General features: G+C 51.7%; 20 protein-coding genes. 11 read left to right on the top strand and 9 right to left on the bottom strand.

The window, feature by feature from the left end; all coding sequences use genetic code 11:
• Positions 1-235: 235 nt before the first annotated feature.
• From KJS63_RS22470 to KJS63_RS22445, 6 genes are all read right to left on the bottom strand, one after another.
• On the bottom strand, positions 236-3571 hold the full coding sequence (locus KJS63_RS22470; RefSeq protein ID WP_213621166.1) for a DEAD/DEAH box helicase: 3336 nt from the start codon (positions 3569-3571) through the stop codon (positions 236-238).
• Between the two features lie 25 nt (positions 3572-3596).
• Complete coding sequence (locus KJS63_RS22465; protein WP_213621165.1) at positions 3597-3926, bottom strand: thioredoxin family protein; 330 nt, start codon at positions 3924-3926, stop codon at positions 3597-3599.
• Positions 3927-4336: 410 nt separating this feature from the next.
• Entirely contained in the window at positions 4337-6205 is a 1869-nt protein-coding gene (locus KJS63_RS22460) for an alpha/beta fold hydrolase (RefSeq protein ID WP_213621164.1), read from the bottom strand.
• A gap of 63 nt (positions 6206-6268) precedes the next feature.
• Positions 6269-6850, bottom strand: a complete 582-nt coding sequence (locus tag KJS63_RS22455; protein ID WP_244862735.1) for a TetR/AcrR family transcriptional regulator — start codon at positions 6848-6850, stop codon at positions 6269-6271.
• A gap of 546 nt (positions 6851-7396) precedes the next feature.
• A complete protein-coding gene (locus KJS63_RS22450; protein ID WP_213621162.1) occupies positions 7397-7924 on the bottom strand; it encodes a GNAT family N-acetyltransferase in 528 nt (175 codons plus the stop codon).
• A gap of 233 nt (positions 7925-8157) precedes the next feature.
• Positions 8158-8619 carry a MarR family winged helix-turn-helix transcriptional regulator gene (locus tag KJS63_RS22445; protein WP_213621161.1) on the bottom strand — a complete coding sequence of 154 codons (462 nt, stop codon included), beginning with the start codon at positions 8617-8619 and terminating at the stop codon, positions 8158-8160.
• A 159-nt stretch (positions 8620-8778) separates the two neighbouring features.
• On the opposite strand from KJS63_RS22445, the gene KJS63_RS22440 reads away from it, so the two are divergent.
• Positions 8779-9654 (top strand): SDR family NAD(P)-dependent oxidoreductase, encoded by an 876-nt coding sequence (locus KJS63_RS22440; protein ID WP_213621160.1) that lies wholly within the window; start codon positions 8779-8781, stop codon positions 9652-9654.
• 261 nt (positions 9655-9915) lie between these two features.
• Positions 9916-10242, top strand: a complete 327-nt coding sequence (locus KJS63_RS22435) for a YnfA family protein (RefSeq protein WP_213621159.1) — start codon at positions 9916-9918, stop codon at positions 10240-10242.
• A 184-nt stretch (positions 10243-10426) separates the two neighbouring features.
• Here the strand turns inward: KJS63_RS22435 and KJS63_RS22430 are convergent, their stop codons facing one another.
• On the bottom strand, positions 10427-11431 hold the full coding sequence (locus KJS63_RS22430) for a TPM domain-containing protein (protein ID WP_213621158.1): 1005 nt from the start codon (positions 11429-11431) through the stop codon (positions 10427-10429).
• Entirely contained in the window at positions 11428-12084 is a 657-nt protein-coding gene (locus tag KJS63_RS22425) for a LemA family protein (RefSeq protein ID WP_213621157.1), read from the bottom strand. Before KJS63_RS22425 ends, KJS63_RS22430 begins: the two co-directional genes overlap by 4 nt.
• Before the next feature lie 249 nt (positions 12085-12333).
• Between KJS63_RS22425 and KJS63_RS22420 the strand changes: the two genes are divergently transcribed.
• The 3 genes from KJS63_RS22420 (at position 12334) to KJS63_RS22410 (ending at position 14929) form a co-directional block, all read left to right on the top strand.
• A complete protein-coding gene (locus KJS63_RS22420; protein ID WP_213621156.1) occupies positions 12334-13356 on the top strand; it encodes an aminoglycoside phosphotransferase family protein in 1023 nt (340 codons plus the stop codon).
• Positions 13353-14354: a glycosyltransferase gene (locus KJS63_RS22415; RefSeq protein WP_213621155.1), complete on the top strand. Its 1002-nt coding sequence runs from the start codon at positions 13353-13355 to the stop codon at positions 14352-14354. Before KJS63_RS22420 ends, KJS63_RS22415 begins: the two co-directional genes overlap by 4 nt.
• Positions 14355-14653: 299 nt before the next feature.
• Positions 14654-14929: a hypothetical protein gene (locus KJS63_RS22410; RefSeq protein ID WP_213621154.1), complete on the top strand. Its 276-nt coding sequence runs from the start codon at positions 14654-14656 to the stop codon at positions 14927-14929.
• Positions 14930-15141: 212 nt separating this feature from the next.
• Here KJS63_RS22410 and KJS63_RS22405 read toward each other — a convergent pair whose 3' ends face one another.
• On the bottom strand, positions 15142-15288 hold the full coding sequence (locus tag KJS63_RS22405; RefSeq protein WP_187386100.1) for a hypothetical protein: 147 nt from the start codon (positions 15286-15288) through the stop codon (positions 15142-15144).
• Positions 15289-15531: 243 nt separating this feature from the next.
• Between KJS63_RS22405 and KJS63_RS22400 the strand changes: the two genes are divergently transcribed.
• The 6 genes from KJS63_RS22400 (at position 15532) to KJS63_RS22375 (ending at position 20212) form a co-directional block, all read left to right on the top strand.
• Positions 15532-16317 carry a formate/nitrite transporter family protein gene (locus KJS63_RS22400; protein WP_068613546.1) on the top strand — a complete coding sequence of 262 codons (786 nt, stop codon included), beginning with the start codon at positions 15532-15534 and terminating at the stop codon, positions 16315-16317.
• A gap of 30 nt (positions 16318-16347) precedes the next feature.
• Positions 16348-16812, top strand: a complete 465-nt coding sequence (locus KJS63_RS22395; protein ID WP_213621153.1) for a pyridoxamine 5'-phosphate oxidase family protein — start codon at positions 16348-16350, stop codon at positions 16810-16812.
• A gap of 297 nt (positions 16813-17109) precedes the next feature.
• Positions 17110-17934 carry a transporter substrate-binding domain-containing protein gene (locus KJS63_RS22390; protein ID WP_213621152.1) on the top strand — a complete coding sequence of 275 codons (825 nt, stop codon included), beginning with the start codon at positions 17110-17112 and terminating at the stop codon, positions 17932-17934.
• A 63-nt stretch (positions 17935-17997) separates the two neighbouring features.
• Positions 17998-18780 (top strand): amino acid ABC transporter permease, encoded by a 783-nt coding sequence (locus KJS63_RS22385; protein WP_213621151.1) that lies wholly within the window; start codon positions 17998-18000, stop codon positions 18778-18780.
• Positions 18753-19463, top strand: coding sequence for an amino acid ABC transporter permease (locus KJS63_RS22380; protein WP_213621290.1), 711 nt, complete (start codon positions 18753-18755; stop codon positions 19461-19463). Before KJS63_RS22385 ends, KJS63_RS22380 begins: the two co-directional genes overlap by 28 nt.
• A complete protein-coding gene (locus KJS63_RS22375; RefSeq protein WP_213621150.1) occupies positions 19460-20212 on the top strand; it encodes an amino acid ABC transporter ATP-binding protein in 753 nt (250 codons plus the stop codon). Before KJS63_RS22380 ends, KJS63_RS22375 begins: the two co-directional genes overlap by 4 nt.

The raw sequence follows: 20212 nt of genomic DNA, 5'->3' as shown, positions 1-20212 counted from the left end.
ACAGAGCAAACAAAGCAAATAACCAAACAGAGTAAACAAACAATGCAAACAAAGCAATCAAAGGCAGGGGGCTCTGTGGCAGAGAATGCTAAGCTGAGAGAGCTGTCTCCACAAAAGCACAGACATAGCAAACAGCTCCCCCTCTGGATTTATTAATCGGGAAGGGGAGCTGTTCAAGTTACCAGCTGCGGCTATCTAACTGAATATATCGTTTGGGATCACGGGGAGCGAACGGCTAAATGTCCAAAATCTCCCGGATGTCCTGCTCCGTCAGGGAGGACAGGGATTCCTGCCCAGGCTGGATGACCTCATCAATGAGGTCTTTTTTCTTTTGCTGAAGCTCGAACATCTTCGTCTCGACCGTTCTTTCAGTCACCAACCGGACAACCTGCACGACATTCTTCTGCCCAATCCGGTGCGCCCGGTCGGCTGCCTGCTGTTCCACTGCGGGATTCCACCATAGATCATACAGGATCACGGTGTCGGCTCCGGTCAGATTAAGGCCTGTTCCCCCGGCTTTGAGGGAGATGAGGAACAGATCGCCTTCGCCCTCATTAAAGCGGGCGCACAGTTCCACCCGTTCCTTGCCGGGCGTCTGACCATCAAGATAGAAGTGGGGTACGCCTTGGTAACCCAGCTCTTTGCGGATCATACCCAGCATCTGGGTGAACTGCGAGAAGATCAGCATCCGCTTGCCGGCGCTCCGGCACTCCTCGATAATCTCCAGCAGCTGCTCGAATTTGGCTGAGCTTCCGGTATAACCCTCCACGAACAGGGCCGGATGGCAGCAGAGCTGGCGAAGTCGGGTCAGGCCGGCCAGAATTTTGATCCGGTGCTTCTGCAAATCCTTGTCCTTCAAGTGCTTCAAGGTTTCCTGCTGAAGTTCGGCCAAATAAGCGGCATACAGCTTCTTCTGTTCCGGCAGAAGCTCGGAGGCCTGAACGGTTTCGATCTTCTCTGGAAGCTCCCGAAGAACATCGGTCTTCAAGCGCCGAAGCAGGAATGGGCGTACCCTTCTCGCAATCGTCTCCCGGGGCAGCTCCCTGAAGTCCTGACGATTCGGGAACAGCCCCGGGAATACGAAGCTGAAGATTGACCACAGTTCTTCCAGGCCGTTCTCAATTGGGGTTCCCGTCAGGGCAAAACGGTATTTGGCCTGGAGCATTCTTACCGCTTGCGCCGTTAAGGTGCCGTGATTCTTGAAGGCCTGGGCCTCGTCCATGATCAAGGTGTGGAACGGCCTTGAGGCATACAGGTCTTTGTCCTGGCGAAGCAGGGGATAAGAGGTGATGACCACATCGGCCCCGGAGGCGTTCCGGAGCAGCCTGCCGCGCTCGGTTCGGGTACCATCCGCGATAAGGGCGCGCACTTCTGGAGCGAATTTCTTAAGCTCGTTGCGCCAGTTGTACACTAGGGCAGCGGGAGCTACGACCAGAACCGGCAGATCTAGATGCTCCGCTTCGGGAAGAATAGAAACAATGAAGGTGATGGCCTGAAGCGTCTTCCCGAGGCCCATATCATCGGCAAGGATACCGCCAAACCGGTAGTGGGCTAATGTCTTCATCCATTGGTAACCGTATTTCTGATAATCCCGGAGTACGGATTCCAGGCGTTCCGGTACGGCGAACTCCAGATTGTCCGGATTTCTCATATTGTCCAGCAGTTTCCGGAAGGATCTGCCGAGGACAAGCGAGCGATTCTGCTCCTGTGCATCGAGAAGATACAGCCCCCGGGCCACAGGGACGCGAACCTGAGTCCCTTCAAGGTCGCCAAGCCGGATGCCCACCTCATTGATCAGCCGGACGATTTCCTGGAATTCCTCTGACTCTAGGGGCAGCAGGGACCCATTTGGCATTTTGTAATATCGGCGCTTTTCTCCAAGCGATTTCAACAGGTTGCGGATTTCCGATTCAGGAATTCCACCCATGTCGAAGGAGAACTCCAGCCAGTCCGTCCGTTCATCAAGATCAGCACGGATTTTGGGCGGAGCACTCGGCTGAATAATTCTGACCTTGACTGCTGAAGTGGCATAGATTTCCGCAAGCTTCTCAAGCTGGGGCATAATGTGCTGAAGAAATTCATACTCCCCGTCCTCATCCTCCATGAAATAACCGCTCTCACTCCTTGCAAAAGCGCTCATCTCCATCAGCTCAAGAATTCGCCTCTCCTGTTCGCCATCACGCATCAGAATCCGGCCCTCTGCCCGCTGGGTGCTGCTGTCATCCACGGGATTAATCATAATGTTCCCATAATGGAATTCCAGACTTGCCAACAGCTTGTCCCTGACCCGGTCAAGGAACAGCTTGGCTTTAAGCGGGGTCCTCAGGATCTGGCCGGACACCGTCTCAGCAATGTGGACCTCACCCAGCCTCATCAACCCCGGAACGACCCTTTCCATAAAAGGCTCCATCTGCTGGGGCGAGATCCGAATTTGTGGATCACGTGAACTATCTAACATGTTCTTCAGCTCAATCAGCCGCTTGCACTGGGCCGCCGGCAGCTTCAGCAGCCTGCCTTCCGACAGGACAAGTTCATAAGCGTCCAATATGGTCAGTTCATCCAGGCCCTGAATGTCCAATTGATAGCCATCATCCGGTGATTTATCGAATTCGAACCGGATAGGCACTGCTTCAGCCGACAGGCTCAGTCCATCATATGTCCGGTCATTCTGCATGAATTTAACTGTTGGGACTAAGGCAAGATGCGGAAGCAGTGGTTCCCAGAAGGAGGGTGGAACAGGAAGTAGGCGCTCTCCCCCAGATTTACCTCCATAAGTGCCGCTGCTGTTTAGAGTATCCCGGTAGATTTGCTCATGTTGATGAATCTGGATCAACTGGCGAATCACGGCGTCGTCCTCGGGCTTAAAGCTGTGGAGTTCGGGCACATAACTGAAATGCTTGGTGAACATCATCGACTCTCTGCGTTCAATTCGGCCAAGGAAATCGCGGATTTTCTGGACGATATAGAGCCTTTTGCTGGTACCAACCTTCATCTCAAGACCAAGCATCATTTTATTGTAGCTGTACGAAAAAGGTCTGCAAATGAACTCCACCTGAAGCTGCTCTCTTGTATCGAACAGATTGCGTGTCCCACTAGGCCGCTGGGGCTTGTCCCGGAACAGGCCGAGCAGCTCTCCGGCCAATTGGGTGTCCGGCTCGGAACTTGCGCGGGTACTCCATCTTCTCTCCTTGTCCTCGAAGTGGAACACCCGCTGTCTTGCCGCCCCCAATTGGTGGGGCACATTCGGCTCTGAAATGCCTGAGCGGATCTGGGGCTCCCCGCCGCTCTCGATTTGACGGATGTTCAGTAGAGCAGCTGCTATATGCTTACAGTACTGGAAGCTGGAGTAGTATGCGGGGCAGGTACACTTGGCTTCCACATCGCTGTTGCTGTCAATCTCGATGTGAACGTCGTAGTTCTCATGTCCACGGACGACTGCCTCGAAGCTGCCGAGGTCATCATCATACTTGCGGAAGGTAACCCGGTTGTCCAGATAGTAAGCTTCACCCTGCTCATAGGAGAGTGGGCCGCACAACAATTTGATAATCCGCTGGGTCAACTGAAAATTCATGTTTATTTCCTTTCCATATTCTTTGTTACTTCGGGCTGCTGAAATGTTTAGTCAGCAAGGTATATAAATGATCGACGGAACGCATCGCATATTCAGTTTGTACTGGGGCTCCGTGCTCGAGCAGCACAAGCGCGGGAACACTGGCTATTTTCCACTTATCCCTAAGGAGCGGGGCATAGTTGATGTTTATTTTGTACACCCGGATCGAGGGGGCTGCCACCAAGGCAATCTCAAGCATCCGTTCGCCCAATTGGCAGGTGCCGCATAATCCTGTATAAAAGTAGACTGCTTCAGCGCTGCTGTTGTCTTGAAGTGATTCGAGCAATTCTTGTTCTGTAACTTCCTGAAGTGACATAATCCACTTCCTTTCATGCGGGCTTTTGCCGGTATATCCCGCAAAATGTGCTCTTTAACAGTATAGGATGGATTGGGTGGAATTACGAGCCGCCGATAGCAGGGGAAGAGAGGAGAAGAGAGGAGAAGAGAGGGCCAAACGGGGACACAGACAGGGGATAAGTAAGGACAGGTATGGACGGGTAAAGACAGGTAAGGACAACCAAGAACAATCAAGTACAACCAAGTACAACCAAGGATAACCAAGAAACAACCTAGAGCAGCCAGGGACCCAAAAATACAAAGGACACCCCTGCTTCAGGGCTGCCGGGCGGCAGACCAAATTGACAGGGGCGTTGGGTGGAGGATGGATTGTACACACACAACACGCAGCTTCCTTTTTCAGCTCTCTATCCCCTTAGATCGGGTTCTTCATTTACCTGGACAAGGGGCCTGCATTAATACGGCCGTCTCACCGGGGTGTGACAATGGGAAATGATGTCCAAGGGGAAGCGTATGTGCTTTCAACCGGCGGAAGCGGTCAGGCAGGTGGTAGATTCGGTCCTTATCTCCCCAGATAATAGATACTTTATCTTTGGGCCAAGCTTCCGGGTGCAGATCAAAAGTCTTGGCTTCTGTAAGGCTGGCCATAACCTTGGCTGTAACAGCCCGGACCCTTGTGGAACGCAGCTCATCCAGGATATGAGAGATATATCCTTCCGGAATTTGATCCTCGGATTCGAAGCAGGTCCGGCTGATTAGTTGGCGGCTTAGACGTTTGCCCGTCAGTGTCCCCAGCATTGCCCGCGTAAGCGCCGGATACTGGAGCAAGCGTCCAGCAGGATGGAGTGCGGGCTGAAGCAGGTATACGGCATTCAGGCGCTCAGGAATCCGCTCTAACACTTTGGCTGCGATTAGTCCTCCCAAGGAGTGGCCTACCAGCGTTACAGGAGCCGCCTGGGACATAATGGCTTGGGTTACTGCATCCACATAGCCGTTGATCACGTCATCTTGGTGATGATAGGGGGACCGTCCGAAGCCCGGCAGGTCGGCCAGCCATACCGGAACGCAGTCCCAATGTTCAGCCAGTGGAATTAAGCAGTCGGCTGTGCTGAACGTTCCGTGCAGAAAAAGCACGGGGTCACCGCTGCCGGTTTTCTCCAGCGTGGCCAAGGAACCCCGCCGTCCGCGGCGATAGCCAGCAGCCTTGTTTGTATACTGCCCTTCGCTAGTGTGGGCGAGGCGGAAATCCAGATCGGCAATGGTGTTAGGCAGTATTGAAAAATTAACGGAAGTCGTTAAATCATGGCGCTCACAGATCACGTTTACGGGATCTGCTGGATAGTCAAGGTCCACAATAAAGGAGAGCGACTCGGGTGGAATGCCGAGCTTCTTCCCGAGGCCTCCTCTTCCTCCAAGCAGCTTATGCAGCAGGGGAAGAGGAAGCGAGCCGATGGGCCGGGGAGCTAGCAGTTCCTTGGAGATCTGTCCCACCAAACCCTTGATGGAAGGGCTTGACTGACGGTTATCGAGGAGGTAGTAAGTTTTTTCTGCGGCAGATATATCCTTCTCGGCGGCGAGCGCGGCGACGAAGGCACCAAGATGGTCCACATGGACTAGGGGAAGCCAATGCCGTGCATTGCCTGGAACAAGGCGCAAAAGTCCACGGCTCACAGAATGCACAAGAATTCCAAGCCCACCGGTCTGTTCCGTGCTGCCGGTTACCGAATCCCCGATGACAACGCTGGGGTGTACCACGGACAGTGGAAAACCAGCCTCCCTGGCTTCCAGCCGCACCTCAAGGTCTGCGAGCATCTTCATCTGCTCATAGGGAGGCTCCTTCGCAAGCTCCCTCCGGGTCTCATCCGGATTGTCCAAGGAATTCCCGTGAATCGGGCTCTTGAAACCGACGATGTGGATGAACTGGTGCAGCCCATGGTGGGCGTGGGCCTCACGAGCCAGGTTCAGCACCTCCCGGGTGCCCTGCAGAAATACGTCGCGTGCCGCCTGTTCACCAAGCTGAATATCCATAGGCCCTCCAGCGTGAATAAGGACCTCGGTCTCCCGGACCAGCTCTTGCCATCTGGCGGCTTCAAGTCCGAGATCAGGCAGAGCCAGATCACCCACGACGGGATGAATGCGCTCTGCCGGGGAGGGCGCAATTCCCAACTGCCGGAGCACCTCGTTGAACCGCTCTTGCGACCTTACAAGCACTCGCAGCTCGTGACCCTGCTGAGCCAGATTTCGTAGGATATGCTTGCCGATAAATCCTGTACCACCAGTAATAAATATCGCAGCCAATCTAATTCCCCCAATACAAATTTGATTTTTAGTACTATACAGTACTAAAAATGATTAAAAAAATTACTTTAGCAAATCTGCTAAAGTAGAGACAGCCTCATCCAGGATGGAACGGTCGTCACCGGCATGGGTGAGGAACAACCCTCCCTCGATCAAGGACAGCATCATAGCTGCGGTAGCCTTGATATTCAAATTTTTTCTAAATTCCCCGTTTGAGACGCCTTCGGTTAACAACTGCTCTAACTGACCGCGCAGCCCCCTAAAGAAGCCGCTAATCTGTGCCCGAATGTCCCGGGCATCCGGCGGTGTCTGTGCGTAGAGCGTCAGAAACGGGCATCCGGCCAGACAATTGCCGTTTTGCGCCATCAGAGCTTCCAGCATCAATTGCAGACGTTCAAGCACGGTTAGGCTTGTGTCTGCGGCTGCCTTCTCAATGAGGTCGCCGTACTCCTGAATCATACCGCTGAGAATCGCGGACAGAAGCTCCTCTTTGCTTTTGAAATAATAATAAATGTTGGTCTTGGATACCCCGCTGGCACTCACGATATCATCCATACTGGTAAGCAGGTAGCCTTTACTAAGGAACAGCTCGCCAGCTGTGCGCAGCGCAACGTCGCGGTTGGATAGTTTGGTTGTTGGTTTCATGTTAGTACTATACAGTTCTAATTGCCGTATTGTCAAATGGAACATCGGAAAGGCAGGAGCTTGTGGTAAGGTCCGTACTTTTTTAACGGCAAGTTCTCAGACTTATTCAAACTGAATTACAACGTTTTGCATTACGCTGGTACGGTGTCGAAGAGTTTAAACTTGCTCTGGAGAGCATTGGATTCTCAGACGTGGTGGTATCAGCCGATTTCCAATACGGTCAAGCACCGACCAATGGAGATCCGCCATTTGTTTATGAAGCAATACGGAAGTAAGTGCCCGTAAGGGAGGGCCTTGGGTTTAAGCCAAGACCCTCTCTTTTTAGGGAATCATTTTCTTGTAAAAAAATCACCTGCCACAACTCCCGTCATGATGGACATTCATGACGGACATATTGAATATCCAATAGTCTTCATCATCTAAGTATTAGTACCGGGGGTGGGCCTGAGAAAGAATGCCGGGCTATTCTGTTATTCCTGGAAGGAGATCGGGAAGCAGAAGTTCCGGCATTCTTGACAGTTCTGTATTACATTGTCTTCGGATCAGCTACGTTGCAGAATGAAGATCCAGCCTCCAGTCGTTGCATCGCATCAGGCTTCCTGGGGGGTATTCGAAGTCACATTCCGCGAGGAACGAGAAGCCAAGTTTCTTACATACCGCGTTGGACGCCGGGTTGTCAATCGAAGGAAAGGCATGAACATACCTGACCTTTTGCTCCTTCCTTGCAAGAGCAACTGCAGCCGCAACAGCCATGGTTGCTATACCTTTGCCCTGATATGGCGGCAGCACACCCCAGCCGATTTCGTATACATGCTCATCCTGCCATACTCTGTTCCAATAGCCGATACTGCCAACCGGTTCACGATCGGGAAGCATGACAATGGCATACATGCGACCGGTCCCCCGACCGTCAATCTCAAGATAACGCTTATGACGGGCTAAAATCTTTTCCTCGGTCTCCGGCCCCCCGAGGTGTTCCGTCATCTCGGGAGCATTGAGCAGCCGCAGTAAGCCGAGGTCGGCATCTGACCAAGGTTCAAGCTTAATCTGTGGCGGGTTTGTTGATTTTGACATACCTTTCACCCCATTCTGTGAATTTCGTGCAGCATGGCAGATAACCATGTTTTCTTAAACTCCGATAACTAGTATAACTTATTTAGAATGCCATATGGAACATATGTTCTCAAAAAACTCACCGCTCAGGCTAAAAGTATCGAATGAACAGAAGAAACCTGCCCGTTAGCTTAGCAAAGAGGCAGCCGATTCTTGTGATCAGCTGCCTCCCGCAGGCGCATACGATTACATCCTTAATGACGATTGAATCCATTAAATTGTTTGAGCATTTGGATGAAATCATAAAGCTCCTCATTCTCCCATTCCGAAATCCGTTCATAGAAAACAGATTCTTTCTCCTTAAGCGCATCTGTTATTTTTTGTTGTCCAAGCTCGGTAAGGGATATCACAATTCCACGTCCATCATTTGGAGAGGCCTCTCTGTTCACATAACCCAAAGACTGGAGCTGTTTGACAAGGCGGCTGACCGAGCTTCGGTCCATTGCCGTTGATTCCGCTAAGGCTGCCGCATTCGTTGGGCCATAAGAATACAGCCATCGAACAATATGGAAGGCAGCAGGCTGTAAGGAGGAGTCGAATTTCGCTGCGGCTCTGACATTCAGGGCATGTAAGGCACTAATGAGCGCGTTAAGCTGCTCGCCCAACTCCAACTCCAGATTTCCCCGTGGTATATCCTTCAACTCTTTATAGTTCACCCTCAATCACCTTTCCCTAGATCAAAAAACAGTTTGAAATTAATTGACATATATCAATTAAGTAAATATAGTGGACATATATCAATTAAGTACACAAGCTCTTCTGTTGTTTGGATTAGCTGCTTCAAAAAAATTGTATCACATGAAGGAGAAATGACGATGCCTAATAAAGCAACGGTTGTTATAACGGGGGCCACTAGTGGTCTTGGACAGCTTGTCGCGCTTGAATTGGCAGGCCGTGGGTTCGACCTTGTCTTGACGGCCAGGAGTAAAGCGCGCGCTGAAGCCACAAGAGAACAGATTGAGACGAGATCTCCATCTGCTAAAGTTGATTTCTTCTATGTGGATTTATCCCTGCTGAAGGATGTTAAACGGGTTGGGAGCGAAATAACCGCCGCTTACCCTAAAATTGATGTGCTGTTGAACAATGCGGGAATCCATGCTTTTGAGCCCCGTACAACACCCGAGGGGCTTCCTGAAATGATGGCTGTCAATTATTTAGCACCATGGCTGTTATCCCATATGCTAAAACCGTCTCTACAGAATGCAGGCAAGGCCAGAGTGGTCAATGTTGCCTCCGAAGCTTCACGCCGTCACGGAGTTCTACAGCTCTCTGGGGATTTAACGGATACAGCCCCTTTTTCTGCACGCGGCTCGTCCTCCATTTATGGAAAAACCAAATTGTTGAATATAATGTTCACTGCTGAGCTGTCACGACGATGGGAGGGTACGGGAGTTAGCGCAAATGCGCTTAATCCGGGATTTAACGTTACCGGACTTGGGCGAGAACTCTGGTTCGCCCCTTTATTAGAACGACTGCTTGAGGTTCTTCGTCTTGGAGATCCGCGAAGAGGAGCGGATATTATCATCCGCTTGATTGTGGAGCCCGAATATCAGAACATGACAGGCGGGTACTTTAACGTTGGAACCGGAAAGTCAATTGAACCCGTTCCGCCCGGGGGGGATGCCGCAATGCAGCGCAAGCTGTGGAAGGTCACGGAAGATTTGCTTGTGGAAAGAGGATTTCTTTCTTGATAAAACGGTCTTATTAAGTCAGATGGATAGCTTTTCACCCTGTGCCCGCAGCTGTTTCTTTCAGGTAAGGTTGGCGTTTTTGCCGAAACAGGGAGTATCGCAAGCCGACGGGAGGGAGCAGTTTCGCTCTGAATTGAACAAGCTGGTGGCTGGTATGCCCGGCTTTGCACCGATCAGGCGGGCAGGTTATTTTCATAAGATAGAAATGGGAGTATAGTTGAGTCAACTAACTGCAATAGGGGAGGGAGCACTCGTCTTGGCATGCTGATATCTCTGATTGTTTTCGCTCTTGCAGGCCTGGCCGAAATAGGCGGGGGCTACCTGATTTGGCTGTGGATTCGCGAATCGAAGCCCGCCTGGTACGGGCTGGTCGGCGCCTTAATTCTAGTTGTGTATGGGATCATTCCGACCTTTCAACGGTTTCCTTCCTTTGGCCGCGTGTATGCCGCATATGGAGGGTTATTCATAGTTTTGGCCCTCCTGTGGGGGTGGGTCGTTGACCGCAGAAGTCCGGATATGTACGACTGGCTTGGTGCGGCAATATGTATGATCGGGGCTTCGATCATTTTGTGGGCTCCCAGAGGCTAGCCCAGGTATAAGAAGGTGCTTGTAATGAGCGCCTAGGGTTGTTTGGAAGTGTTGAGTAAGAGTGTTCAAGAGCTCTTCAAGAGCTCTTCAGGAGCATAAAAAGAAACAGCCTGATCTGAATATCTGACACAGGCTGTTTCTTTTGTGCTATCCACGAGGATGGCTGCTTATACAATGGGTGGGGTCAGAATCTCCGGCTTGCTCCGCCCCCACCGGATGAACCACCGCCTCCGCCCCGGAAGCCGCCTCCATCTCCGCCGCCGCGTCCCCAGCCTCCGCCTCCCCGACCCAGCATGGAGAGAAGGGTCAGCGTAATCGCACCCCGGAAAAAGATAAAGTCCAGCGCAATCAGCACGGCAATTCCGATCATCCAGAGAATCGAGAATCCGCCTTCGCCGTCTTGCCCCGCCGCTGCTCCAGATTCGGGTTGCACCACGGCTTCCGGGTTCAGTTTATCCTGGACTCCGTATTCAGAGGCAACCTCATTATAGAGGGCCTTATAAGTCTGGATGATGGCCTGATCGGGTTTGTTCTCTTTCAGGTAAGGGATGGTCGTGCTGTCCAGAATCCGTCCCGCTTTACCATCGGGAATCGCGCCTTCCAGGCCGTAACCGACCTCGATCCGGGCCTGTCTCTCTCCCATCGAGAGCAGCAGCATAACCCCGTTGTTCAGCTCCTTGTTCCCGAGAGCATACTTCCGGAAAGCCTGATTCCCGTACTGCTCAATATCGGCTCCGCCGAAGTCAGGTACGGTGAGTACGGCGACCTGGGCCTTGGTGGCGCCTTCGAGCGCCCGGCCCAGTCTGCTGAGCTCCGCCTTCTGATCGGCGGCGAGCAAGCCCTCGAAGTCCTGGACATAGATATCGCCTGTCGGCTCAGGGATGTCCAGGTTCGCAGCAGCGGCCGCCGCGCTTCCGAGCAGCAGGAGGACGAGCAGAGCAGCTGTCAGCGCGGCAGGCCAGCGGAGCAAGCGGCGCGGCTTTGTGAGGTGGCGGCTTCCAGAGCCGCCGCCAGAGTTGGCGCTGGGCTTGACCTTATCCGCCTGCCGCGACTCTTCCGTTCGTAGTCCGAGCAGCTCCGAGTTCGCCTGCCCCAGGCCTGCTTGCTGCAGTCCAACCTGGCTTAGGCCGGTCTGCCGTGAGACGGCTCGCGTCTGCCGCGCCCCCGGCCGCTTCACTGGCCCGTTCATGCCCGCATACCTACCGCGGTGGCCAGGTCATCTGCATGGCGCGGATTGCCGAAGCGCAGCGAGGTGGACCCATCGGTCCTGAAATCGACCTGCGGATTGGTGCGGGATTCCGTGGTGGTCTGGAAATACTGCTTGGCGTCAAAGCCCATTATTCCGGCAACCAGACGACCCGGGAACCGCTTGATCATCTTGTTGTATTCCGCGACAGCGTCATTATAATCTCCGCGAGCTACGGCAATCCGGTTCTCAGTGCCTGCCAGCTCGTCCATCAACTGCGTGAAGTGGACGTCCGACTTCAGGTTCGGGTAGTTCTCGACCACGACAAGCAGCCGTCCCAGAGCGCCCTGCAGCTGGTCATTAGCCGCGGCCTTCTCGTCTGCCGTCCGGGCCCCTCCAAGCGCGGCCCTTGCATCAGTCACCTGCTTGATGACCTCCTTCTCATGCTGGGCAAAACCCTTGACCGTGTTCACAAGGTTGGGAATCAGGTCATAGCGCCGCTGCAGATCTGTCTCAATCCGGCTCCATTTCTGATCCACATTCTCCTCTGCGCTCACATATTTATTGTAATTACTGATCATAAAGATCACGATAATCACCACAATCGCAGCGATCCCAATGAGCGGTATTAGACAGCCTTTTCCTTTCAAATTCATAGCTGCAACCTCCTCTAAGATATGTAATTTGTCCAGGCTTCCTATGCTTTGGCGAACCCCGCAGATTTAAGGATTACTTATCAGTTCATATACCCGAAGCTCATCCTGAAGAATCTTGAACCGGCCCTGGTGTGGCCCTGGTGTACAAGCGTGGAAGGCTTTGAGATAATAGTGAATTAACAGCAAGTTAACGGATTTTTTACACACAGCTGACATTCGAATCATTAATTTCAATTGAATGAGGGAGCCATGGATAATCTGAGGGATTTCATAACATCGGACGGTCGTTTGGACAGCCGTTATATTCATAAGCGCCAGACGCTTTATCAAGGGATGAACGGCAATTTGGTGGAGCGCTTCTACACAGCTCCTGACCGGAGCTATATCTTTAAACCGCTAACGCATCCAGGCCAAGATGGCAGGGAGAGCTGGGTCTACGAACATATTCTGCCTAGGCTTCCGGCTATTTATCCGAGAATGCTGGCCAGATCAGGACCGCAGCAGGAAGGGCAGGGGTGGTCTATATTCGAGGATCTGGGACCGCTTAGTCATGAGTTTGATGCGGATACGATGCTCAAGGTCGTTAAGGAGATGGCCTTCTGGCACGCTTTTCCACAGACGGCTTGGCCTGCCGACCTGCCGCTTGTGGGACAGAAGCCAAGGATTGAATCGATTGTGGAGGAGCTTCGGGAGAGACAGGAAGAAGCAAGCGAACTGCTTACTGAGCTTGGCCTTCCGGGCATTCGTCTGACAGAGGAGTTGACAGAGCTGTTACAGGCAGCTGCCACCCCTGCTTTCCAAGCCTCACAGGTGCTGTGCCACGGGGACCTTCATCTGGGCAATTTTGCTTTGGCAGGAGACAAGCTGTTCATTCTGGATTGGGAGCATGCGCATTTGAATACCCCATATTGGGACCTGTATCACGTGCTGGATATGTCGCATCCGTTATTTCCGAAGCAAATGACCCCAATACTTCGGGAGCAGGCGCTGAACGTTTACGCGTCTGAGTCGTCCCGCCATGGTAAAGCGTGGGATATGGAAAAGCTGAGGAAGGAATACTGCTTGTTCGCGGCGGTCTTCTCGGTCTGGATGCTGCTCCTGATCCGTTCGGATCTGAAGCGGGGAAAGGCGATTTGGCCAGTCCCCCTGCTCAAGGCGCAGTGGCATGAGACTGTGAAGAGCTTAGCTGAGTGCGTGAAGTGTCTGTGCCGGCGGGAGGCAGAGACAATTGGATACCTTAGCAACTATACAGATAAGGTGGTGGGTGAATGAAAAAGGTAGGATTGGTGATGCGCAAAATCCAATTTTCGGAGGCACAGGGGCCGCGGGTATTTGCCGAACGATTGCGGAGTATTGGCCATGAGCTCGGGGTGGAGATTGTGTTTATCTCTCCTGAGCGGCACGTAAGCGGTCATGACTGGCTCCCTGGATATGAGCATGAGAAGGGGGATCTGGTCAACTATGACGTAGTACTGGACCAGATTTACGGGCAGGGGATTGAGCATGTGATCTACACAGTGTCGGGTTTTACTTTTCTGAACATGTTCTTGAAGAACAGTGTATTGTTCCCGCATAGCTTCCCGGACCCGGCTCTCACCGGCTATGAAATGATGAAGCCCTTCTATTCTATTGTGGACAAGGCCATTGTGCAGACGGAATTTCTAAAGCGTGAGATGGACCGGAACTTCGGTATTACGGATGTAACGGTAATTCCGATTGGATTCAACGAGGAAATTGCTAATAAGCACTTTGATCCCGCCCAGGTCGTGGACAACCGGATTATGTGGATCGGCCGGGATGAGGAGAACCGCCGCCCGGATCTTGTGCTGGAATATGCGCGCCGGAATCCCGACAAGGAAGTGTTTATGGTATTTGGCGGGGAGCGCTACCGGGAAAGCATGAAGAAATATGAAATTCCCTCTAATATTAAGCTCCGGTTTGCCTTATCTCAGGACGAGGTATTTCAATTGATGAATACATGCAAGGTATATTGGAGCAGCTCCAAGTTCGATACGTTCGCTATGCCGCTGACAGAAGCTATGGCCATGGGTAAAATCGTGGTTAAGCCGGAGCATCCTTGTTATGGGCATATCAGCTCGACCCATGCGTTTGCTGGCAATGAGATGAACTGGTTTGAACTGGTGAACATGGCCTCAGCCGTCCCTTACAAGGTTTCGAACGAGAACCGCAGCTATGCGTTTGAGAAATTTTCAAGCCGCGTGATGAAGGCGGGTTATGCGGACTTTTTTGACAAATGGTTGAGCAGCTGAGGAGGCTAGCAGAAGATTTATAAGTCAGAAGTAAACTGAGTTAAGTACAATAATTTACAGTACCTGCAAGAAGGGCCTATCTCAGTGTATGGACTTTCTTGCAGTTTTTATATTTAGAGGACCAGACCTAAGTATGATTATGCAGCCACTGAATTTGGGGTGTTATGGATACCTCTAATCGTAGATGCGTATTCAAAAGAGTAATTAACTCATAAAGTGACACTGGGCCTCGTACTAGGCCTGGATGATCTGTCCTTAAGGGTGCTTTCAAAAAATTTAAGTGGGGGTGGTGGGTCATCATGAGAACTTATCCCGAAGACAGGGTACCTGCAGATCTGCGTACGAAAAGCCAATTGCGGAAGAGCGGTCTGACTCCGGTGGCAGCGCATACCGCCTATATGGTGATTCCTCCAAAGAGGAGGAAATACAAGCTGTACAGTCTGGAGAACGTTACAACCCTTGATCCGAATATGGGGTTCTCCATTCTCAGGGAGATTACCTCGGAAGATGAGCTGCGGCGGATTGAGGACATGTTCCGGAGGCTCCGGGAACGGCATGAAGGGAATGATGACTAAGCGGTTAGGGGAAGGGAGCGCTATGGTTGACCAAAGAGCTCCTTAAAACTTACAAGCTGCCTGCACAACTTTTGTTATGGGCCTGTTATTAATTTACTATGTATAAGGTAGGGAATGGCTTTACTTAAAAAATCAGGGGCCGTCCATAAGACGGCCCCCGCTTATCTTATTCCTATTAAGCATGACGCCTTCAAGGAGACATAACCACAGTTCTATTGTTCTTTCTTGGCTTCGTACATGTAAGAGAGCTTGCGGATGATTTCCTTCTGCCACTTCTGATCTCCCAGGCTGGTTGCGAGATTAAGAAGATCCAGGTACTCATCAATACGTTGACTGTTCTGGGCTGCGGCTGTTCTCATGGACTTAACCCCTTTGTGTGAAAATAGTTCGAGAATGAGATGCTCGGCGTTCTCTTTAATAATGAGAATCATTATCACGAGATCCTTTAATTAATATTATGCATGATCATTCTCAAAAATCAATATCTAAACGTGAATTTTTCCCGAATGGACCCGGTTTCAAAATGAAATACTTGTGTTATAGTACGGGAAACGGGTAAATGGGCTAAAATTATCCATTCAGCATTAGGAAGGGGACGAATCGTGGAGACGGAATCACTATTAAAAGTGGAGGAACTGGCACTCAAGAAATACAAAATATTTAAACAAAGCTGGATCAGGTATATTGCAAGAGCGATGCTCGCCAGCATGTTTATCGGCTTCGGAGTCATTGTGGCTTTCAAGACAGGCAATTTCTTTTACATGGAGAAATCCCCGCTTACTTATCCGATGGCGGCCATTACATTCCCGGCGGCGATTATTCTGATTGCTTACGGGGGCGGTGATCTGTTCACCGGCAACACTTTTTATTATACATACGGGGCTCTGCGCAAAAGGTTAAGGTGGTCTCAGGTGCTTAAACTTTGGGGTTCGAGCTACCTGGGCAACATTCTTGGAGCTTGCGCTTTCGCGCTGCTCATCTACCTGACCGGCTTGTTCGACAGCTCTTCGGTAAATGGTTTTCTTCTGAGCGTGGTTGACCATAAAATGCATGCACCTACGATGGAGCTGTTCTTCCGGGCCATTTTGTGTAACTGGCTGGTCTGCCTGGCTTTTTTCATACCGATGTCCTTGAACAGTGACGGGGCGAAAATGTTTGCGATGGTGCTGTTTGTATTCTGCTTTTTCATTTCCGGTTATGAGCACAGCATCGCCAACATGTGTACGTTTGCCATTGCGCTGGTTCTGAACCATCCGGGGACCATTTCGTTTGCGGGTGTGGTGAACAACCTGATTCCGGTCACGCTGGGCAATCTGGTGGGGGGCGTACTGCTGATGGGCTTCATGTATTATTTTGTGAATAAGCCTTTCATGGATGAGAACAATTAAGGCATATCTTAAGGCTAAGGGGGAGATGCGATGAATATCAAAAACAGAATTCCACCCCAGCTCTACGAGCTGCTGGATGGCAGCAATCTGGCTGCGAAGCAGCAGGAGGCCATGATGCTGCTGACCGTTACAGAGGATGGCTGGCCGCATGTGGCCATGATCAGCGTTGGTGAGATTGTGGCCCTCTCGCCAGACACGCTAAGGCTTGGATTGTGGTCCGGTACGGTCACAACCGGCAACATCCTGCGTTCCGGCAAGGCCATGCTGTGCGTCTTCTATGCCGGAACGGCCATGTACAGCAGGCTTGCGCTAAGTCCACTCGAAGCGCTGGCAGACGCCAAGCATCCGCGGCAGCGCTTCGAGGCCCGCGTTGTCTCCAGCCGCGCGGATACCGCCCAGTATGCAGATATTCTGGGCGGGGTTCAGATCGCCCTGCATGACCCGGCTGCGGTCATTGCCCGCTGGCAAGAGACGGTCGCAGATCTGCACAAGTAACAGGTCTGCCTGGCCCGTTGTCAGCCCAAGCGTAAAATTTAATTAAGCGGCTTATTAAGAATTCATGCTGGCCGCTAATCAAGATCCCTTCCGGGCTAATCCGGAGGGGATTTTTTGATGGGCAAAAAACCGCTGCACTCAGCGGTTTTATTTCTTCTATATCCATATAGAAAAACCCTATTACTCCAAGGATTGACGATCGCAATAGACGTGTGTAAAGTAATCCTCAACATAAATCTTATTAACTTAATAGGAATTATCAGATTAAAGATGAGCTTACATTCGGAGGGTGAGGTTATGAGAAGAAAAGTTGGTTTGTTACTAGTGGTTGGATTGTTGGCGGGGATGCTGGCAGCCTGCAGCAGTGGGGACACGCTGGAAGCCTCCAAAGGGGCAACGGCGAATGCGCAGGGCGGCAACGTCAAGAAGATCATTGTAGGAACAGGAACCCAGTTCCCCAATGTGTGCTTCATCGATGCGAACGGAAATCTGACCGGATATGATGTGGAGTTGGTCAAAGAATTGGATAAGCGGCTTCCGGAGTATGAGTTTGAATTCAAGACGATGGAGTTTTCCAGTCTGCTGTTGAGTCTGGAGACCGGAAAGATTGACTTCGTTGCACACCAAATGGAGAAGAATCCGGAGCGTGAAGCTAAATATTTGTTCAACAAAGAGCCGTACAGCATCTTCCTCAACAAGGTGGTTGTGCCGAAGACCAATACGGACATCAAGTCCATTGATGACCTCAAGGGCAAGAAGATTCTGACATCCGCGACGAGCAACGAAGCCTATATTCTTCAGGAGTACAACAAGAAGCATGATAATGCGATTGATATTGTCTATACAAATGCACCGTCCAATGACAGAACCAACCAGATTCTGACCGGCCGGGTGGCGGGCACGGTCAGCACCGACTTTGCGCTCAAGTACATGCCAAATGGCGACAAGCTCAAGACTGTCGGGGAAGCGCTGACCCAGTCTGATGTGCTGTTTGTTCTGCGTAAAGATGAGCAGGAGCTCTCGGATAAGCTGGATCAGGCGATTAAGGAGCTTAAAGCGGACGGAACTCTCTCCAAGCTGAGTGTGCAGTGGCTGGGTGAGGATTTTACGAAAAACAAGTAGGAGCTGAAAGCAGACTAAGTCTACCTGAACGCAAGGGGGGACAAGAAGGGGGCCATCAGTCGCGTGGATAACACGTTTGATATCGTGTATGTATTTGATTTTATTCCCAAGCTGCTTGCCTATGTGCAGATTACCTTGTTAATTGTCGCAGGGTCGGTGGGGTTCGGGCTGATTGCGGGATTCCTGTGGGCTCTGCCCCGCATGTATAATGTTCCGGTGCTTAAGCACCTGGCCGCGCTCTGCGTCTCCTTCTTCCGGGGAACCCCGGTGCTAATTCTGCTGTTCCTGATCTATTACGGGGTTCCTGAGGTTCTAAAGCTGGTCTCCATTGACGTGACAAGAGTACCTGTTCTTGCCTTTGTTATATTGACGTATGCGCTGAACAGCGGAGCATACATCTGCGAGATTATCCGGGGCGCGGTGGCTGCAGTGGACCGCGGACAGATGGAGGCCGCTTATTCGGTGGGCATGACCAAGGTTCAGGCCTTCCGGCGGATTATGCTGCCGCAGGCTCTGGCTGTCTCTGTGCCTAATTTCGCCAATAAGGTACTGGCGAATCTGAAGGAGACCTCGCTGGCTTATACGCTGGGGACCATGGATATCAGCGGCAAAGCGCAGACGCTGGGAAGTACAACGATGCATTTTTTTGAAACCTATATCGCCCTGTCGCTGATTTATTTTGTGATCGCCATGATCCTGGAGCAGCTGTTCCTCTTGGCGGAGCGGCGGCTTCACAGACATGAGAACCATTACAGGGCCAGAACCAGCTTCAAGCTCTTCCGGAGCATTAGGCAGACAGGAAAGGAAGGTGAGGGCTTATTCAACTCGACCCGCAGTTTATCCTGACGGCATTTCTGGATCTGTTCAAGGCACTGCCCTTGACGCTGCTTATTACAGCCGTCTCACTGATTGGCGGCTTCATTATTGCGCTGCCCGTAGCGCTGGTTCGGATTCACCGGGTGCCTGTGCTCCGGCAGCTGGCTTCGGCCTATGTGACGGTCATCCGGGGCACACCGATGCTGATGCATCTGTTTTTGATATATTACGGGCTGCCGATTCTGATTGATGCCTTGGCCAGAAAGTTCGGCTTTGATTACACAGCAGCCTCCATTCCAATTGTATATTTTGTCTTTATTGCCTTCTCGCTCACAGCCGGAGCTTATATGTCCGAGGTGATCCGCTCTGGAATCCAGGCGGTGGACCGCGGGCAGGTGGAAGCGGCTTATTCGGTCGGCATGACGCCGATCCAGACGTTCCGCCGGATTATTCTGCCGCAGGCGCTGGCGGTCAGCCTGCTTAATCTGTCCAGCGAGGTGATCGGCATGCTGCATGGGACTACCCTCGCTTTTACCGTCTCCATTACGGAGATTAATGCCAGGGCGAATATTATTGCTTCGACGAATTGGAAGTTCTTTGAGGCTTATATTGCGGCGGCTCTGATGTTCTGGGGATTAACCGTAATTATTGAACGGGTAACGGCCCGAATTGAAAGAAAGATCAATACGTTCAACCGAGGCGGTGTCGCATGATAAGAGTTCGTAATATTACGAAGAAATTTGGCAAGCAGGAAGTGCTGAAGGGAATTGATTTATCCGTGGAGCAAGGGGAGGTAGTTGTTATTCTGGGGCCAAGCGGCTCCGGCAAAACGACCCTGCTTCGCTGTCTGAATTTCCTGGAGAAACCGGACAGCGGAGAAGTCGAAATCTCCGGTTATCAGGTGGACTGCAAGCGCCCCGGCAAGCAGGATATCCAGACACTCCGCAGGAAGACCGCCATGGTGTTCCAGCATTACAATCTGTTCAAGCACAAGACCGTCCTTGAGAATGTCATGGAAGGGCTTGTTATTGTACAGGGATTCGGAAAGGTGGAGGCGAGGGAGAAGAGCGTACAGGTGCTGGAAAAGGTAGGGCTTGGCGATAAGCTGGATATGTATCCAAGCCAGCTGTCGGGCGGACAGCAGCAGCGGGTCGGCATAGCCAGGGCGCTTGCGCTTGAACCTGAGGTGATCTTGTTCGATGAGCCGACATCGGCACTGGACCCGGAACTTGTTGGGGAGGTGTTGTCGGTGATCCGCAGGATCGCTGCTGAGGGGATCACCATGATTGTGGTGACCCATGAGATGGGCTTCGCCAGGGATGTATCCAGCCACGTGGTCTTTATGGACGGCGGGGTCATTGTGGAGGAAGGAAAGCCAAATGAAATTTTCCGGTCTCCCAAAGAGGAGCGGACCCGGCAATTTCTCAGCCGGATTACGCCGGAGCTTACTTACGATATCTAA

Source organism: Paenibacillus sp. J22TS3 (assembly GCF_018403205.1).
GTDB lineage: Bacteria > Bacillota > Bacilli > Paenibacillales > Paenibacillaceae > Fontibacillus > Fontibacillus tuaregi.
Note: the sequence above shows the minus strand (reverse complement) of the source record. Positions and strands in the feature narration are given on the sequence as shown.

Bases quoted from the DNA above. Each gene is read 5' to 3' on its own strand.
- KJS63_RS22470 (WP_213621166.1), bottom strand. From the start codon at position 3,571: ATGAATTTTCAGTTGACCCAGCGGATTATCAAATTGTTGTGCGGCCCA.
- KJS63_RS22465 (WP_213621165.1), bottom strand. From the start codon at position 3,926: ATGTCACTTCAGGAAGTTACAGAACAAGAATTGCTCGAATCACTTCAA.
- KJS63_RS22455 (WP_244862735.1), bottom strand. From the start codon at position 6,850: ATGAAACCAACAACCAAACTATCCAACCGCGACGTTGCGCTGCGCACA.
- KJS63_RS22450 (WP_213621162.1), bottom strand. From the start codon at position 7,924: ATGTCAAAATCAACAAACCCGCCACAGATTAAGCTTGAACCTTGGTCA.
- KJS63_RS22440 (WP_213621160.1), top strand. From the start codon at position 8,779: ATGCCTAATAAAGCAACGGTTGTTATAACGGGGGCCACTAGTGGTCTT.
- KJS63_RS22435 (WP_213621159.1), top strand. From the start codon at position 9,916: ATGCTGATATCTCTGATTGTTTTCGCTCTTGCAGGCCTGGCCGAAATA.
- KJS63_RS22430 (WP_213621158.1), bottom strand. From the start codon at position 11,431: ATGAACGGGCCAGTGAAGCGGCCGGGGGCGCGGCAGACGCGAGCCGTC.
- KJS63_RS22425 (WP_213621157.1), bottom strand. From the start codon at position 12,084: ATGAATTTGAAAGGAAAAGGCTGTCTAATACCGCTCATTGGGATCGCT.
- KJS63_RS22420 (WP_213621156.1), top strand. From the start codon at position 12,334: ATGGATAATCTGAGGGATTTCATAACATCGGACGGTCGTTTGGACAGC.
- KJS63_RS22415 (WP_213621155.1), top strand. From the start codon at position 13,353: ATGAAAAAGGTAGGATTGGTGATGCGCAAAATCCAATTTTCGGAGGCA.
- KJS63_RS22410 (WP_213621154.1), top strand. From the start codon at position 14,654: ATGAGAACTTATCCCGAAGACAGGGTACCTGCAGATCTGCGTACGAAA.
- KJS63_RS22405 (WP_187386100.1), bottom strand. From the start codon at position 15,288: ATGAGAACAGCCGCAGCCCAGAACAGTCAACGTATTGATGAGTACCTG.
- KJS63_RS22395 (WP_213621153.1), top strand. From the start codon at position 16,348: ATGAATATCAAAAACAGAATTCCACCCCAGCTCTACGAGCTGCTGGAT.
- KJS63_RS22390 (WP_213621152.1), top strand. From the start codon at position 17,110: ATGAGAAGAAAAGTTGGTTTGTTACTAGTGGTTGGATTGTTGGCGGGG.
- KJS63_RS22375 (WP_213621150.1), top strand. From the start codon at position 19,460: ATGATAAGAGTTCGTAATATTACGAAGAAATTTGGCAAGCAGGAAGTG.